Origin of the sequence: Xanthomonas euvesicatoria pv. euvesicatoria (assembly GCF_020880415.1) — a bacterium.
In the GTDB taxonomy this organism is placed as follows: domain Bacteria; phylum Pseudomonadota; class Gammaproteobacteria; order Xanthomonadales; family Xanthomonadaceae; genus Xanthomonas; species Xanthomonas euvesicatoria.
Genome location: NZ_JAJIUJ010000003.1, coordinates 1 through 15,418, shown reverse-complemented (window position 1 = coordinate 15,418; position 15,418 = coordinate 1). Strand labels below are relative to the sequence as shown.

13 protein-coding genes and 1 pseudogene are annotated in these 15,418 nt (G+C 63.7%); 10 read left to right on the top strand and 4 right to left on the bottom strand.

Going from position 1 to position 15,418, the window contains the following annotated elements; all coding sequences use genetic code 11:
- Positions 1–119: 119 nt before the first annotated feature.
- The 3 genes from xerC (at position 120) to hslU (ending at position 3,263) form a co-directional block, all read left to right on the top strand.
- Complete coding sequence (gene xerC / locus LN450_RS00285) at positions 120–1,037, top strand: tyrosine recombinase XerC (protein WP_008571702.1); 918 nt, start codon at positions 120–122, stop codon at positions 1,035–1,037.
- A 196-nt stretch (positions 1,038–1,233) separates the two neighbouring features.
- Positions 1,234–1,785, top strand: a complete 552-nt coding sequence (gene hslV / locus LN450_RS00280) for an ATP-dependent protease subunit HslV (protein ID WP_005997221.1) — start codon at positions 1,234–1,236, stop codon at positions 1,783–1,785.
- 110 nt (positions 1,786–1,895) lie between these two features.
- Positions 1,896–3,263 (top strand): ATP-dependent protease ATPase subunit HslU, encoded by a 1,368-nt coding sequence (hslU, locus tag LN450_RS00275; RefSeq protein ID WP_011346313.1) that lies wholly within the window; start codon positions 1,896–1,898, stop codon positions 3,261–3,263.
- A 201-nt stretch (positions 3,264–3,464) separates the two neighbouring features.
- Here the strand turns inward: hslU and LN450_RS00270 are convergent, their stop codons facing one another.
- The 4 genes from LN450_RS00270 to LN450_RS00255 all read right to left on the bottom strand — a co-directional run bounded on the left by LN450_RS00270 (position 3,465) and on the right by LN450_RS00255 (position 7,268).
- Positions 3,465–3,920: a nucleoside deaminase gene (locus tag LN450_RS00270; RefSeq protein WP_011346314.1), complete on the bottom strand. Its 456-nt coding sequence runs from the start codon at positions 3,918–3,920 to the stop codon at positions 3,465–3,467.
- The gene (locus tag LN450_RS00265; protein ID WP_039416996.1) at positions 3,917–4,417 is read right to left on the bottom strand and encodes a GNAT family N-acetyltransferase; all 501 of its coding nucleotides are present in this window, start codon (positions 4,415–4,417) and stop codon (positions 3,917–3,919) included. Before LN450_RS00265 ends, LN450_RS00270 begins: the two co-directional genes overlap by 4 nt.
- Positions 4,418–4,530: 113 nt before the next feature.
- The gene (locus LN450_RS00260; RefSeq protein WP_008577304.1) at positions 4,531–5,619 is read right to left on the bottom strand and encodes an HlyD family secretion protein; all 1,089 of its coding nucleotides are present in this window, start codon (positions 5,617–5,619) and stop codon (positions 4,531–4,533) included.
- Complete coding sequence (locus LN450_RS00255) at positions 5,616–7,268, bottom strand: MFS transporter (RefSeq protein WP_011346316.1); 1,653 nt, start codon at positions 7,266–7,268, stop codon at positions 5,616–5,618. Before LN450_RS00255 ends, LN450_RS00260 begins: the two co-directional genes overlap by 4 nt.
- 87 nt (positions 7,269–7,355) lie before the next feature.
- Here LN450_RS00255 and ubiE point away from each other — a divergent pair, with 87 nt between their 5' ends.
- From ubiE to LN450_RS00220, 7 genes and pseudogenes are all read left to right on the top strand, one after another.
- Complete coding sequence (gene ubiE, locus LN450_RS00250) at positions 7,356–8,117, top strand: bifunctional demethylmenaquinone methyltransferase/2-methoxy-6-polyprenyl-1,4-benzoquinol methylase UbiE (protein ID WP_041855026.1); 762 nt, start codon at positions 7,356–7,358, stop codon at positions 8,115–8,117.
- A gap of 190 nt (positions 8,118–8,307) precedes the next feature.
- Positions 8,308–9,198, top strand: a complete 891-nt coding sequence (locus tag LN450_RS00245; RefSeq protein ID WP_008577298.1) for a GGDEF domain-containing protein — start codon at positions 8,308–8,310, stop codon at positions 9,196–9,198.
- 120 nt (positions 9,199–9,318) lie between these two features.
- Positions 9,319–11,265: a M1 family metallopeptidase gene (locus tag LN450_RS00240; protein ID WP_011346319.1), complete on the top strand. Its 1,947-nt coding sequence runs from the start codon at positions 9,319–9,321 to the stop codon at positions 11,263–11,265.
- Positions 11,266–11,457: 192 nt separating this feature from the next.
- Complete coding sequence (locus tag LN450_RS00235) at positions 11,458–12,177, top strand: hypothetical protein (RefSeq protein ID WP_039417001.1); 720 nt, start codon at positions 11,458–11,460, stop codon at positions 12,175–12,177.
- A gap of 348 nt (positions 12,178–12,525) precedes the next feature.
- Entirely contained in the window at positions 12,526–13,149 is a 624-nt protein-coding gene (locus LN450_RS00230; protein ID WP_039417003.1) for an HAD family hydrolase, read from the top strand.
- Positions 13,150–13,645: 496 nt separating this feature from the next.
- On the top strand, positions 13,646–14,545 hold the full coding sequence (locus LN450_RS00225; protein ID WP_011346322.1) for a hypothetical protein: 900 nt from the start codon (positions 13,646–13,648) through the stop codon (positions 14,543–14,545).
- Between the two features lie 30 nt (positions 14,546–14,575).
- Positions 14,576–15,418: pseudogene (locus LN450_RS00220) on the top strand (XVIPCD domain-containing protein); the annotation flags it as partial.

Here is a 15,418-nt window from a genome sequence, read left to right as displayed (position 1 = left end):
CAGCAGGGAGAGTGAGGTGTTGGCAGTCGAGTCTCTGCGTTGTCTGCACCTGCAGGGCGCGCGCGTCGCGCGCGTGTTGCAGATGACGGCAGTCACCCCGCGCAATCGGGAGCGCTGAGGTGTCATCGGTCGACGAGTTCCTGACGTACCTGCAGGTCGAGCGGCAAGTATCGGCGCACACGCTGGACGCGTATCGGCGCGACCTCGCGGCCCTGGTCGTCTGGGCAGCCGAGCAGGCGACCGAAGCTGGCGTGCAGGACGCTGCAGTGCCTGGCGAGACTGCACAGCTCGACAGCGCGCACTTGCGGCAATTCGTTGCGGCAGAGCATCGACGCGGGCTGTCGGCAAAGAGCCTGCAGCGCCGCCTGTCGGCATGCCGCAGTTATTACGCCTGGTTGCTCAAGCATGGCCGCATTTCGGCCAGCCCGGCGGCGGCGCTGCGTGCGCCCAAGGCGCCGCGCAAGTTGCCGCAGGTGCTGGACGCCGACGAAGCCGTGCGTCTGGTGGAAGTGCCGACCGATGCGCCATTGGGCCTGCGCGACCGCGCGCTGCTGGAAGTGTTCTACTCGTCCGGGCTGCGCCTGAGCGAGTTGTGCGCGTTGCGCTGGCGCGACCTGGACCTGGACAGCGGCCTGGTGATGGTGCTCGGCAAAGGCAGCAAGCAGCGCCTGGTGCCGGTGGGCTCGCACGCGATCGCCGCCTTGCGCGAGTGGCGACGCGACAGTGGTGCAAGCGCCGACAGCCATGTCTTCCCTGGCCGTGCCGGCGGTGCGATTTCGCAACGTGCAGTGCAGATCCGCATCAAGCAGCTGGCCGTGCGCCAGGGCATGTTCAAGGACGTGCACCCGCATATGCTGCGCCACAGCTTCGCCAGCCATATCCTGGAATCGTCCGGCGATCTGCGCGGCGTGCAGGAGTTGCTGGGCCATTCGGACATCGCCACCACCCAGATCTACACGCATCTGGATTTCCAGCACTTGGCCAAGGTCTACGATGCCGCGCATCCGCGTGCCAGGCGCAAGAAAGCTGCAGAGTGAGCGCCAAGCTGTAAGCGGCCGGCAGCCGGCGTCATCGATTCGTGCGGTTCATTGCCGCAGGTCGGTCTGCATGTCGCGTGCAACCGTGTTGCTGTCTCGCAAGTGAGCGCCGCCATCCCTGCCTGCGGCGACTGGTCGCGGCGTGCTTGAACCCGGCAGGGGCGTCCCCACCTCCTTGGAAACCCTCGGAGGATCCATGGACCCTAGCCAGAACCCCAATATCGTTCACGCCACCACCATCATTTCGGTTCGACGCGGTGGGCATGTCGCCGTCGCCGGCGATGGCCAGGTCACCCTTGGCCATACGGTCATGAAGGGCAATGCACGCAAGGTGCGTCGGCTGGGGCGCGAGGGCCAGGTGCTGGCCGGTTTCGCCGGTGCGGCAGCCGATGCGTTCACCTTGTTCGAATTGTTCGAAGCCAAGCTCGACAAGCACGGCCAGCTGACGCGCGCTGCAGTGGAACTGGCCAAGGATTGGCGCACCGAGCGCCGGCTGGGCAAGCTCGAAGCGCTGCTGGCCGTGGCCGACAAGGAAACTTCGCTGATCATCAGCGGCACCGGCGATGTGATCGAACCGGAAGACGGCATCATCGCCATCGGTTCTGGCGGCTCGTACGCCTTGTCGGCCGCACGCGCGCTGCTGGCGCACACCGAGCTGGATGCCAAGACCATCGCCACCGAAGCGATCAATATTGCCGGCGATATCTGCATCTATACCAATCGCAACGTGGTGGTCGAAGAGTTGTGATTCGGGAGTGGGGAATCGGGAATCGCAACAGCGGTTTCGTCCCCACTTCGACGCCATAGGCTCTTGATGTTTGCTTTTGCGATTCCCCCTTCCCAATTCTCGATTCCCTAATGCCAAATCCCGATACCGCCACCATGACTCCGCGCGAAATCGTGCAGGAGCTCGACCGTCATATCGTTGGCCAGCACGATGCCAAGCGCGCGGTTGCCATCGCGCTGCGTAACCGCTGGCGCCGCATGCAGTTGCCGGAAGAACTGCGCAACGAAGTGATGCCCAAGAACATCCTGATGATCGGCCCCACTGGCGTGGGCAAGACCGAGATTGCGCGGCGCCTGGCGACGTTGGCCAATGCGCCCTTCGTCAAGGTCGAAGCCACGCGCTTTACCGAAGTGGGGTATGTGGGCAAGGATGTGGAGCAGATCATCCGCGACCTGGCCGATACGTCCGTCAAGCTGTATCGCGAGCAGGCCAAGGTGCGCGTGCGCAACCAGGCCGAAGAGCGTGCCGAAGACCGCATCCTGGACGCATTGCTGCCACGTCGCGCGGCCGGGATTGGGTTTGATCCTGAAGCGGCGCGCAACGAGCCCTCGTCGCAGGACAACGAAACGCGCATCAAGTTCCGTCGCATGCTGCGCAACGGCGAGCTGGACGAGCGCGAGATCGAACTGGACGTGGCGGTGAACGCCAGCATGGACATCATGACCCCGCCGGGCATGGAGGAAATGGGCCAGCAATTGCGGCAGATGTTCTCCAATCTGGGCAGCGGCAAGTCGCAGAAGCGCAAGCTCACCATCAAGGCGGCGCGCCCGCTGTTGATCGAGGAAGAAGCCGGCAAGCTGGTCAACGAAGACGACGTGCGCACTGCGGCCATCGAGGCGTGCGAGCAGCATGGCATCGTGTTCATCGATGAGATCGACAAGGTGGCCAAGCGCGGCGAAGCCGGCTCCAGCGGCGGCGATGTCAGCCGCGAAGGCGTGCAGCGCGATCTGTTGCCGCTGGTGGAAGGCTCCAACGTGTCCACCAAGTACGGCACGGTCAAGACCGACCACATCCTGTTCATTGCATCCGGCGCGTTTCATCTGGCCAAGCCCAGCGATCTGATTCCGGAGCTGCAGGGCCGCTTCCCGATCCGCGTGGAACTGACCGCGCTGACCAAGGCCGATTTCGTGCGCATCCTCACCGAGCCCAAGGCCGCCTTGATCAAGCAGTACGAGGCCTTGCTGCAGACCGAAGGCGTGGCATTGACGTTCGCACCCGACGCGGTGGATCGGCTTGCCGAGATTGCCGCGCAGGTCAACGAGCGCCAGGAGAATATCGGCGCCCGTCGCCTGCACACGGTGTTGGAGCGTCTGCTGGATGTGTTGAGCTATGAAGCGCCCGATCGCGATGGGCAGAGCGTGACCGTGGACGCCGCCTATGTGGATGCGCAGCTGGGTGAGCTGGTACAGGATCCGGACCTGAGTCGCTACATCCTCTGATGGTGCTGCACGGCGACGTGCGAACGGTTTAGAAAAGACCCGCCATTGGCGGGTCTTTTTGTTTGCAGAAGGCACTGCGAACAAGCCAGGTCTTGGTGCAGATTGGCACTGCGATGCAAGCCAAACAGCAGCGCCACTGCGCAGTGGCATTGCCTGTCATCTGTCACCGCGCACGGCTACGCACCTGCAGTGGCGCTGACCTCAATCCTCGCCAATATCTTCGTTCCACACATCCGGGTTGGCGGAAATATAGCCGCCAAGCAGGTCGATGCATTCCTGGCTATGCAGATCGATCACGTTGACGCCGTGCTCGCGCAACCATGCGATGCCGCCCTGGAACGTGACCGATTCGCCCACCACCACCGTGCCGATGTTGAACTGGCGTACCAGCCCGCTGCAGTACCAGCACGGCGCCAACGTGGTGACCATGATTGTGTCCTTGTAGCGGCGCTGGCGGCCGGCCTTGCGAAATGCGTCGGTCTCGCCGTGTACCGAGGGGTCGTTTTCCTGCACGCGGCGGTTATGGCCGCAGCCGAGCAGGCGCCCGTCGTTGTGGTACAGCGCTGCGCCAATCGGGATGCCGCCTTCGGCCAGGCCCTGGCGTGCTTCGGTAATGGCGGTGTCCAGCAATGCGCGGTAGTCGGGGGTGGTGATCATGCGAACTCCAAAGGGGCCGCGCCGGCGGGGCGCAGCAGGTCGAGATGTGGAATGCCATCTTCCAGGTACGGTGCGGAAGCAGGTGCAAACCCGTGCGCCGCGTAGAACGATTGCAGGTGCGCCTGCGCACCGAGCTGGATCGCGTGACCCGCCCACTGCGTGTGCACCAACCGGATGCCTTCGCGCAACAGCGCATGCGCAAGTCCAGTGCCACGAAATGCAGCGGCGACGACCACACGGCCGATGCTCGGTTCGGAATAACTCAAGCCCGGCGGCAGCACGCGCAGGTAAGCCGCCAACGCGGCGTCATTGGCGGTGCCCAGCAGATGCAGCACCGCCGGATCGGTATCTTTGCCATCCAGTTCCGGATAGGCGCATTGCTGCTCCACCACGAACACATCCGTGCGCAGCCGCAGCAGCGCATACAGCTGCGTGGTGTTCAGTTGCGCAAACCGCAGGTGCTGCCAGTGCAGGGCAGGAAGGGGCATGGTGGGCATCACTGCATGATAGCGGCAGTGCCGCCGTTGAGCTGCGACGTCATGCCGGTGTGGGGTACTGGCTGCCTGACCTGCGCCGACACTGGTGCCCACGCGCGGATACCGGTTTGTGCCTAGTCGACTGCGCTGTCGGTATCGACGGCCACCACCACCGACATGCCCGGCCGCAGCCGCGGCGCCAACGGCTGGTCCGGATCGACGCTGATGCGCAGCGGAATGCGTTGGGCAATCTTGACGAAGTTGCCGGTGGCGTTATCGGCCGGCAGCACGCTGAATTCGGAGCCGGCAGCCGGCGAAATGTCCTGTACGCGGCCATGCAGACGCGCGTTGTCCAGCGCATCCACGGTGAAGCTGGCGCGCTGGCCGATGCGGATCCTGGCCATCTGGGTTTCCTTGAAATTGGCCACGATCCACAGCGTGTCCGGCACCAGCGACATCAGCTGCGTGCCGTTGGTGACGTAGGCGCCCTGGCGCACGCCAAGCTGGCCGAGCTGGCCGTCGCGCGGGGCCAGGATGCGCGTGTTGTCCAGGTTGATCTGTGCCAGCTGCACGGTGGCCTGTGCATTGGCGAGCGCGGCTTCCAACGCGGCGCGGTTGACGGTCACGCTGCGGGCGTTTTCTTCGGCAGCCTGCACTGCGGCACGTGCCTGCGCCACGCCGGCATCGGCTTGCGCGCGCGCGGCAAATGCGGTGTCGCGGTCCTGCTCGGAGACCAGTTGCTGGCTGGCCAGCTGCTGCGTCCGTGCATAGGCCGAATGGGTGCGCTCGCGTTGTGCCTGGTTGCTGCTCAGCGCCGCGCGTTGCTCGGCGATCGTGGCTTCGGCGCTGTGGCGTTGTTGATCCCAGTTGGCAAGGTTGGCCTGGGCGGTCTGCACTTGCGCCTTGGCCTGTTCGAGTTGCTGGGCATAGATGCGATCGTCGATGCGTGCCAGCAACTGGCCGCGCTTGACGTGCGCAAAGTCCTGCACCGGTACCTGCGTGACATAGCCGCTCACCTGCGGCGCAATCACCGTGATCTGACCGTGCACCATCGCATTTTCGGTGCGTTCGATCGCACTGACGAACGGCGGCAGGCGCCAGGCATACAGCACCAGCGCCACGCCGATCAGGGCAAGCCCGCCGAAGCCGATGACCCCGGCCAGACGACGACGCCGACGACGTTGCCGGTCGGCAGGCGGGGAGGAATCTGCTGGTGTCTTCATGGGCGCGCAGTGGGAGCAGGAGGAGGAGGGGGCGATACCGAGGGGCGCAGATAGCGGCGCCACAGCAGCACGGACAGGATCCACACGCCGGTGGCGATGGCGATGCAGCCGATCAACAGGAACACGTCGTTGTACGCCAGCACATTGGCCTCGCGCGTGGCGACCGTGCCCAGCGTGCGCACGCCTTGGGCCTGACGCAGTGCCGGGTCGCCGATGCTGCGGCCATACAGGCTTGCATAGGCCTGTACGCGCGCGGCCACCTGCGGGTCGGTCAGCGCCAGATGTTCCACCAATTGGCTGGAATGGTATTTCTCGCGCACCACCTGCACGGTGCCGAGCAGGGCGCTGCCGAGCAGGCCGCCCATGTTCTGCGCCATGCCGAACAGCACGATGAAACTGATCAGGTTGCCCGGCTGCGCGATCACCCGGCCGATGCCGGCCACCATCGCCGGGCCGATGAAGAACGTGCTGCCGAAGGCGAGCAGGAACTGGCTCACATACATCTGTTCGGGGCGGGTGAGGCTGGTGGCATCGGCATCCATGAAGCAGCCCACACAGATGGCCGCCACCGCGATGATCAGATGTTCGGCAACCCGCGCCGGGTTGATCAGCCACGCGCTGGCCGCCACGCCGACCACCGCGCCCAGCAGCATCAGCGCAAACAGGGTCTGCAGTTGCGTGTTGGCCAGGCCCAGCGTCTGGAAGAAGCCGATGGCGCCGGTGCTTTGTTCCGACAGCACCAGGCGGATCAACAGGATCGCCAGCCCCAGCCGCAACATGTCCGCACTGGCCAGCCAGCGCGTGTTGATCATCGGATTACGGCGGTTGTGTTCGATCCAGGCCGCCGTGCACAGCAGCACGATGGACGCGGCCAGCACCACGCCCAGCCACGGCGTGCTGGTCCACCACAGCAGGCGCCCGAGCGAGAGCACCGCGGCCAGGCCGGCGGCGCCGGCGGCGAACAGGCTGAAGGTGAGGAAATCCAGCGGCTCGAACACGCGATACCGGTCGCTTGGCGGTAACTTGAGCGCCAGCACGCAGGCCAGCGCGAACACCGCCAGCCCGCACTCGAACAGGTACAGGCCTTGCCACTCGCCAAATTCCAGCAGGTCGGTGGAAAACACCCGCGCCAGCGGCAACGCCAGCTGGGTCATGCCCAGGCCCAGCACCACGGCCTTGAGCCGATATTTGCTCGGGAACGCCTGGATCACGTAATACAGACCCAGCGAGCTGAGCGCCGCGCCCACCAGCCCATGCGCGGCACGCACGGTGATCGCCGAGCTCAGGCTGTGCACGAACAGGTGCGCGAAGGCGATGAGCGCGTACAGCGCCAGGAAGATTTCGGTGAACCGGCGCAACCCGAACTGCTGGCGAAACTTCACCAGCAGCAGGTTCGCCGACATGTTGGTCATCACATAGGCGGCCGGCAGCCACGCCATTTCGGTGGCATAGGCGCCCAGCGTGCCTTGCAGGTAGGGCAGGTTGGCGGTGACCAGGGCGTTGCTCAGCCCTCCGGTGAGCGCCACCACCGCGCCCACCAGGCCGTACTGAATACGCCGCCGGATAGGGTGCAGGGGGGTGGAGGCCGACCCGGGCAGGGTGGGCCGCTCGTGGGGCTGCCAGTCGCGCTGGACGTACTTGTCGCGCACTGAGTGCTCGCAGGGCCGGTCGCAGGTGAAAACGCGATTGTGGTCCGGTTGCGGTCATGGCGGCGTCAGCAGTGCGATAATCCAGCCATGAGCGAATCCCCCTATACCTCCGGTACCACCCATTTCGGCTTTCGCGATGTCGCTGCCAAGGACAAGCAGAAGCTGGTCGGCGAAGTGTTCACCTCGGTCGCGCGTAACTACGACCTGATGAACGATCTGATGAGCCTGGGCGTGCACCGCGCATGGAAACGCTACTTCGTGGCGACCGCGCAGGTGAAGCCAGGCGACTGCGTGCTGGACCTGGCCGGCGGTACCGGCGACATCGCCGTGCTGCTCAAGGAGCGCGTGGGCAATGAAGGTGCGGTGGTGCTGGGCGACATCAATGCCGGCATGCTGTCGGTGGGCCGCGACCGGCTGACCAACCGCGGGCTGGTGTCCGGTTTCGACTACGTGCAATGCAATGCCGAAGCGCTGCCGTTCCCGGACCAGAGTTTCGACCTGGTGACCATTTCCTTCGGCCTGCGCAACGTCACCGACAAGGACGCCGCCTTGCGCGAGATGTACCGCGTACTGAAGGTCGGCGGCCAGGCGCGCGTGCTGGAATTTTCCGAAGTCACCGCCGAGTGGTTCAAGCCGATCTACGACTTCCACTCGTTCAAGATCCTGCCCAAGCTGGGCCAGTTGTTCGCGCGCGATGCCGATAGCTACCAGTACCTGGCCGAAAGCATCCGCAAGCATCCGCCGCAGGAATCGCTCAAGGGCATGATGGGCGAGGCCGGGTTTGCGCGTTGCCACTTCAAGAACCTGACCGGCGGCATCGTGGCCATCCACTCCGGCTACAAGATCTAAGCAGGTCGTTTCAGCCTGGTTGGCGTCGGCGCGCGTAGCGTGCGCTGGCGCTCGCCCGCCGCGTGCACGGGATCGCGCGTGGCGTGGAAGCGGTGTCGCACATGGATACACCAGCGAAGTTCTGAGACTTCCGTCGCGTTGGCTCCACACGCTCTCGGCGACACTAAACGCTCTTTTGCCGGAGTGTTGGATGCGCTTGTACGCCGGGCTCTCGCGCGTGTTTCCCCGCTCCTTCAGCGCCAAACTGCTGGCGGTGACCTTCCTGGGCATCCATCTGCCGTTGCTGTTGTTGATCGCCTGGTTGGCAGCGCAGAGCGAACTGGACGGGCGCCCGCTGTGGTCGGTGGTGATCGTGGCATTGCTGGCCACCCTGGCCGGCACGGCGCTAACCTTGGTCGCGCTGTACCGGCTGCTGGCGCCGCTGCGCATCGCTGCCGATGCGCTGGATTCGTATTACGCCGATCAACGCCTGCCTACGCTTCCCGAACAGGGTGACGATGAATTGGGCCGCCTGTTGCGCGGCATCAACCGCAGCCTGCGCGGCATCGATGCCGGCATGCGCGATCTCAAGAAACACGCCTTGTTCGACCCGTTGACAGAAGCGCTGAACCGGCGCGGCTGCGAACAGGCGATGCGCGATTCGGTGATCGCCTCCCAGCGCGAAGGCTGGCCGTTCGTGCTGTTCGTGCTGGACATGGACAACCTCAAGCAGATCAACGACCGCTTCGGCCATCTGGCTGGCGACCGCGTGCTGGTGCGTCTGGTGAACTCGGCGTACGGCTGGTTGGGCGCGCAGGACTGGGTCGGGCGTTGGGGCGGCGACGAATTCCTGATCGGCATCCATGCCAGCGAAGACGACGCCACGCTCAAGCTCAACCAATGGCTCTCGATGCTCGAGCGCGAAGATGCCGACGAGGCGCCGCTGCATGTGAGCGCCGGCAGTGCGGTGTGCGAACAAGGGCTGGATGCCACCGAACTGTATCGCCGCGCCGATGCGGCGATGTACCGCGCCAAGTTCTCCGGCGGCCGGCGTCTGGTGCGCGACGGGCACGACGCCCCGCGCGGCCATCCGGTGGCCTGACCTGGGCAAGCCGGTTGCGACAGCGCGTGGCAGGCCATCGCGCGCATGGCCACCGATGGCACGGGCAGGCTGCGGCGCAGGGCGCTAAAATGCCTGATTCTCCTTGCTGCGGTGCCGTCGATGCGCTTCCCGTTCCTGTCGCTGTCCCTGGCCGTGTCCATCGCGCTGGCCGGCTGTTCCAATGACTCCACGCCGTCGGCCTCCCCCACCGCGCCGGCCGCCACTGCCAAGGCTCCCGTGAAAGCAGACGCCCGCAACCACGACGAAAGTTCCTACGCCCAGCCGCAGCTGGTGGTCATCAAGGACCTGGCGCTGGACCTGAAGCTGGATTTCGATGCCAAGCAGATCGGCGGCACTGCCACCTACACGCTGGAGTGGAAGGACAAGGCCGCCAAACAACTGGTGCTGGATACGCGCGAGTTGAGCATTGCGCAGGTACAGGCGGACGATGGCAAGGGCGGCCTGTCGCCGCTGCAGTTCGCCCTGGCACCGGCCGACAAGACCTTCGGTAGCAAACTCACCATCGAAGCGCCGAATCAGCCGGGCAAGGTGGTGATTACCTATCACACCGCACCCACCGCCTCGGGCCTGCAGTGGCTGGAGCCGTCGATGACCGAAGGCAAGCAACTGCCTTTCATGTTCAGCCAATCGCAGGCGATTCACGCGCGCAGCTGGGTGCCGCTGCAGGACACCCCGAGCGTGCGCTTCACCTATAGCGCGCATGTCACCTCGCGCCCGGACGTGATGGTGCTGATGAGCGCCGACAACGACCCCAAGGCGGCACGCGACGGCGATTACAGCTTCAAGATGCCCGAGCCGATTCCGTCCTACCTGCTGGCGATCGCCGCCGGCGACGTGGTGTTCAAGCCGATTTCCGCGCGCTCGGGCGTGTGGGCCGAGCCGGCCATGGCCGACAAGGCCGCCAAGGAATTCGAAGACACCGAAAAGATGATCGGTGCCGCCGAAAAACTGTATGGCCCGTATCGCTGGGGCCGTTACGACATGCTGGTGCTGCCGCCGTCGTTTCCGTTCGGCGGCATGGAAAATCCGCGCCTGACCTTCGCCACGCCTACCGTAATCGTCGGCGACAAGTCGCTGGTCTCGCTGGTCGCGCACGAACTGGCGCATAGCTGGTCCGGCAACCTGGTGACCAATGCCAGCTGGAAGGACATCTGGCTCAACGAAGGGTTCACCACCTACGTGCAGGGCCGCATCACCGAGGCGCTGTACGGCAACGAGATGGCCGAGATGGAGCGCGAAATCGACCAGGGCGATTTGCTGGCCGAAGTCAAAGACATGCCGCCGGCCGACCAGGTATTGGAGTTGCCGCCGCTGGCCCAGCGCGACCCTGACGAGGCCTTGAGCCAGGTTGCCTACGTCAAGGGCGCGTGGTTCCTGCAGTTCCTGGAGCAGCGTTTCGGCCGCGAAGTATTCGACCCGTTCCTGCGCGGCTGGTTCGACGATCATGCCTTCCAGAGCGCCACCACCGACCAGTTCGTCGATTACCTGAAGAAGAACCTGCTGGACAAGCATCCCAACACGGTCAGCGCAGCCGAAGTGGATGCGTGGCTGAAGCAGCCGGGCATTCCGGCCTTCGCCGCCAAGGCGCGCTCGCGCAGCTTTTCGATCGTGGATACCGCACGCATCGCCTGGAGCGGCAGCGGCACCTTGCCGAACAAGCAGGTCACCAGCGAGTGGGGCACGCAGGAATGGGTGCACTTCCTCAGCGGCATGGGCGCCACGCTCAAGCCCGAGCAGCTCAAGCAGCTGGATGAGGCGTACCACTTCACCGGCACGCCGAATGGCGAGATCGCCATGCGCTGGTATCCGCTGGCCATTCGCAGCGGCTACACCGATGCGCGCGCTGCCGCGGGCGAGTTCATCGAACGCGTCGGCCGCCGCAAGCTGGTGCTGCCGATCTACGCCGAATTGTTGAAGACGCCCGACGGCATCGCGTTCGCCGAACAGGCCTTCGAAAAGGCCAAGCCCAGCTATCACCCGATCACCACCGCATCGGTGGCCGAGATGATCGCCAAGGCCAAGGCGACACCGCCGGCGCAGCCGTAAGGGTAGCGGAGGGCGTTGCAGACGCCCTCCCGCCACCTCCATCGCTGCCGTAGGAGCGCACCCGGGCGCGAGGTGGCTTTACCGGGAATGCTCCATCGCGCCCAGGTGCGCTCCTACGGTCGCCGGCGGTTTGATCGCGGGTACGGCAGGCAGGCTGGTATCGTTGAGATTGAATTCTCTCCGGAGTCGACGATGAAGTATCTGCTGAGCGCGGCCTTGTGCGTTGCCGCCTTGAGTGCCTGCACCGACCGCGAGGCGCAACGTCAGGCGCAGGCCACCGCGCAGGCGCAGGCCAGGGAAGCCCAGGCCGATGCGCTCGCCAAGCAATACGACGAAGCGGTGAAAGCGCAGAACTGGGACATGGCGCGTGCGCATGGTGCGGCCTTGATCGAAGGTTATGCCGGCACCGCGGCTGCCACGCGTATCGAACCGGGCTATGCCGATATCAAGGCCAAGGGCGAGCAGGCGCGCGAGCTGCGCCGCATGCAGGCACTGTGGCAGTACTCGCAGGTGCCGGCCAAGGGCGGTACGCAGCGCTCGGCGATGATCGATGCCAAGCAACGTGTGGATGTGGATGGCAGCGGGCCCAAGCCGGTCAGCCTGGTGCTTCGCGATCATCCGCAGTGGAAGCGCCACAGCTACCTCGTGCTCAAGGCCGGCGATTTCAATTGCTATGGTGGCTGCAAGGTGCAGGTGGCGGCCGATGGCGGCGCGCCGCGTGCCATGGCGGCGCACCGCCCCGACACCGACGAAGCCATTGCCATATTCATCGACGATGACAAGGCGTTGTGGAAGCTCGTACGCAACGCCAAGCGCATCAGCATCACGTTCCCGGTCAAGGCCGGCGGTACGCGCACCGCAGAGTTCGAGGTCGGCGGCCTGGACACCACGCAGATGCCCGGGTGGAAGTAGGCCGGCTCGCGATGACATGCCGGCGTACATCGAACGTGTGTGCGGGCTAGTGCAGCACTGGCGGGCTTGATCGACTGTGCGGTACCCCGGTGTGATGGCGCTGCAGCGCGTCGGCACTGCGCGCTCGCGGCGGTCGGCGAACCTGACGCGCATTCGTTCGGTGGCAGGGGCGCGCGCGTGTTGGAGTGTCCGCGCAAGTACATGCCGACCGGGCGCCACACGCACCGGCTTGGCGGTGCGTGCAGACGCCATGTCGACCGCGCTGGGCCAAGTCGCTGATGGCGCCCTGCAAGTTGGCCGCACCGCCGCATGCCGCATCGAATCGATCACTTTCATGTCTTTGCACGGATGGACAGCATGACACTCACCGCGCGCGCTCCCACGTTGTCCGACTACCGCCATTGGGTCTTCGACATGGACGGTACGCTGACCGAGGCTGCGCACGATTTCGCCCTGATCCGCCGCGCGCTGGACATCCCGCCAGAGGCGGACATCCTGCACCACCTGGCCGCGCTGCCGGCCGACGAAGCGGCGGCCAAGCATGCCTGGTTGCTCGAACACGAGCGTGCGCTTGCCCAAGGCGCACGCGCCGCGCCGGGCGCAGTGGCGCTGGTGCGCGCGCTGCATGCTTCTGGTTGCCGGCTTGGCATGCTCACCCGCAACGCACGCGAGCTGGCAAAGATCACGTTGCAGGCGATCGGTCTGGACGATGCGTTCGCCTGGGACGACATCGTCGGCCGCGACGAGGCGGCCCCAAAACCTGCGCCCGACGGGCTGCACTATTTCGCGCAGCGCTGGTCGATGCAGGGCAGCGCGCTGGTCATGGTCGGCGACCATCACAATGACCTGGCCTGCGGCCGCGCCGTCGGTGCGTGCACTGTGCTGGTCAATACACCCGGCGATCCCTGGCCCGGTTTCGCCGACTGGCGCCTGCACGATTGCACGCAGTTGCTTGCACGCTGGAAAGGCTAAAGTCGGTGCTTTGTGCCTGAGCAAAGCGCGGGACGCCAGCGTACAACGCGCTGGTGGAAAGCTTGAATAAGCCGGCTTCGGCAGAAGTGTTTGAACGAGCATTGCTTCTCGTCCCTAACCGATGCGCAGAGCAAATCGAAGCGTGGCTGAGCTTCTATAGCGAGGAAAGCATAGGCTCGCTGTTAGTAAACGTACTGACCGCAATTCTTAACACGTTGACTTGATGAGGGTCTGGCCGGTGACATAGAGCTCGACAGGATCGATGAGTTTCTGGATGAGCTGAAAGAGGCGCTTCCAGCGATGGTTGTTGAAACCCGGACCAGGATGATTCTGGCCCGCTTTTGCCGACCAAAGCGATGCGATCCATGACAACGCTGGTCCGTTCCAGGAGTTGGTGCGGCAGCGTATCAGTGCGATGCTTTTCGCCAATGGCTTTCCCTGACAAGTTGAGGTCAGCGGATCGGAGTTAAAGGCACCAGGCAAGGACCGGAAGAAGATGAAAAAATTGCACACCCATCCATCGCTCGAAAAGCTGGCTCAGGAATGCCGAGAGTGGCTGGAACAGGCCCAAGCAAAGGGCAAGGCTGAGCAAGCAGAGGCTGCGATCCAAAAATTCTTGGACATGCCAGGTGAGCTGGACCCAAAGGCAGGCCTGCAGTTAGACCGCCTGGCGCTCTATTTCGATGTAGCAAGCTGCGATGGTTTTTTTCGCTCTGACACAGAAGATCTCTCCCGCCTGATCCAGCACGCAGTTCAGCTGCGTGCTCTTGTTTTTCGCTGGGATGCGATGTATTCCGACATGCGTCAGGATCTTGGGAACTGGCCCAGGGAGTTCTCAGACAGCATGAAGGCTATGGGGCCTTCGATGCTTTCGTGGTGGGGCCAGGCTTCGACTTGCGCTCAGCTTTATATTGAAATGGCAGAGAAGGATCAGCGCATCAATACGATGCCTGAGATGCGCAAGGTCAAGAACGCTACTTCGGATGTCTTTGCGGTGGAACTCTTCTCAACACACTTTAATATTCCAACATGCTTTAAACCTCTCAAACCACTCATTCCTGAGTACCAAGCGGTGCTCGATGCCTGGAACACGGTAGATGAAGTGAAGTTCCAGGCCCTGATGCAAATGGCTGCTGACTTCCACATCTCACGTAGCAAAGAGAACACTGATCGGACCCGCTATGAGTTCGATGCCACGATCGATCGTGTTTTCCCGGCAGAGCTGCTGGCCATCCAAGCACTACGACGCAAGCACCACCTTCCAGAGTTCGATGCTGATCACGCATTGATCGATACGCCTTGGAAAGTGCTGCGCGAGATCAAGAGTGTGGATGTCCATCCGCTTGACAAGGCCGTTGAAGAACGTCTGATCAAGGACTACCCGCAGTTCCGCTAACCCATGCATCATGAAGAGAAGGACTTTGACATGAATGACTCAATCCGCCAGACGCGCAGCGCAGACATTGCTGCCCTCGCCCAAGCCACTGATGCAAACAGCCAAGTAGATCTCACCGCTTATCAAGCCTACCGACTGATCTACTCGCATCAGTCCATGGACGGGTTGGATGCGAAGGGTGTTGTCAATGACATTGTGAGTTCGCCGGCTTACGCCAGTGAACGTGGGCGTGAGCAACTTGGATCATTGATTGATGCCATTAGCTCCAGGCTTCCGCCTGCTGATTGCAAGCGGCTAGATGCGGCTTTGGATGCTGCAAATGTCAACGAGTCTTTGGCCGAACGGACTTACGAGCGCTACATCGAAGAGCCTGTTGTTGCTGGTTACGAGACGGCGAAGCTCAGAACGGGTGAAGCGCTCGACTGGACGGACAAGCAGATCAGCGACAACCTGGCAGAAGCTAGGAGGTGGGCCAATGACGCCCGAGACAATCCGCAAAATAGCTACCTTGAACGCGCCGCCGCTGGATTAGGCGGCTACGGCACCGGTGAAGCGCAGAGCAGCTACGGTGCCATGAAAGGCGCAACATCCCGTGGCCTTGGGATGATTGGCGACACCATTGACCTGGCTAAATTCGCCCATCAGTTCAGCAATGATCGCGACTTCCGCAATCTGGTCATGGGCGCGGCAGCGGTCTACGCGAACTCCGCAGTTGAGGATCCCGCGAAAATTCCCCGCGACATCAAGAGTGCCGCGGTCGGTGCCTGGAACGAATGGGAAGCCGGATACGAGAAAGCGACGAAGGAAGGCAAAGAGCAGGAATACGTAGGTGGGATCAAGGGTGCAGCCGCGATTGAAATCATCGCAACCTTT

What these genes read in the sequence shown, in the direction of transcription:
- hslU (WP_011346313.1), top strand. Translation starts at nt 1,896, where the DNA reads ATGCCAAATCCCGATACCGCCACCATGACTCCGCGCGAAATCGTGCAG.
- LN450_RS00240 (WP_011346319.1), top strand. Translation starts at nt 9,319, where the DNA reads ATGCGCTTCCCGTTCCTGTCGCTGTCCCTGGCCGTGTCCATCGCGCTG.
- LN450_RS00225 (WP_011346322.1), top strand. Translation starts at nt 13,646, where the DNA reads ATGAAAAAATTGCACACCCATCCATCGCTCGAAAAGCTGGCTCAGGAA.
- LN450_RS00230 (WP_039417003.1), top strand. Translation starts at nt 12,526, where the DNA reads ATGGACAGCATGACACTCACCGCGCGCGCTCCCACGTTGTCCGACTAC.
- LN450_RS00265 (WP_039416996.1), bottom strand. Translation starts at nt 4,417, where the DNA reads ATGCCCACCATGCCCCTTCCTGCCCTGCACTGGCAGCACCTGCGGTTT.
- LN450_RS00235 (WP_039417001.1), top strand. Translation starts at nt 11,458, where the DNA reads ATGAAGTATCTGCTGAGCGCGGCCTTGTGCGTTGCCGCCTTGAGTGCC.
- LN450_RS00245 (WP_008577298.1), top strand. Translation starts at nt 8,308, where the DNA reads ATGCGCTTGTACGCCGGGCTCTCGCGCGTGTTTCCCCGCTCCTTCAGC.
- LN450_RS00260 (WP_008577304.1), bottom strand. Translation starts at nt 5,619, where the DNA reads ATGAAGACACCAGCAGATTCCTCCCCGCCTGCCGACCGGCAACGTCGT.
- hslV (WP_005997221.1), top strand. Translation starts at nt 1,234, where the DNA reads ATGGACCCTAGCCAGAACCCCAATATCGTTCACGCCACCACCATCATT.
- LN450_RS00270 (WP_011346314.1), bottom strand. Translation starts at nt 3,920, where the DNA reads ATGATCACCACCCCCGACTACCGCGCATTGCTGGACACCGCCATTACC.
- ubiE (WP_041855026.1), top strand. Translation starts at nt 7,356, where the DNA reads ATGAGCGAATCCCCCTATACCTCCGGTACCACCCATTTCGGCTTTCGC.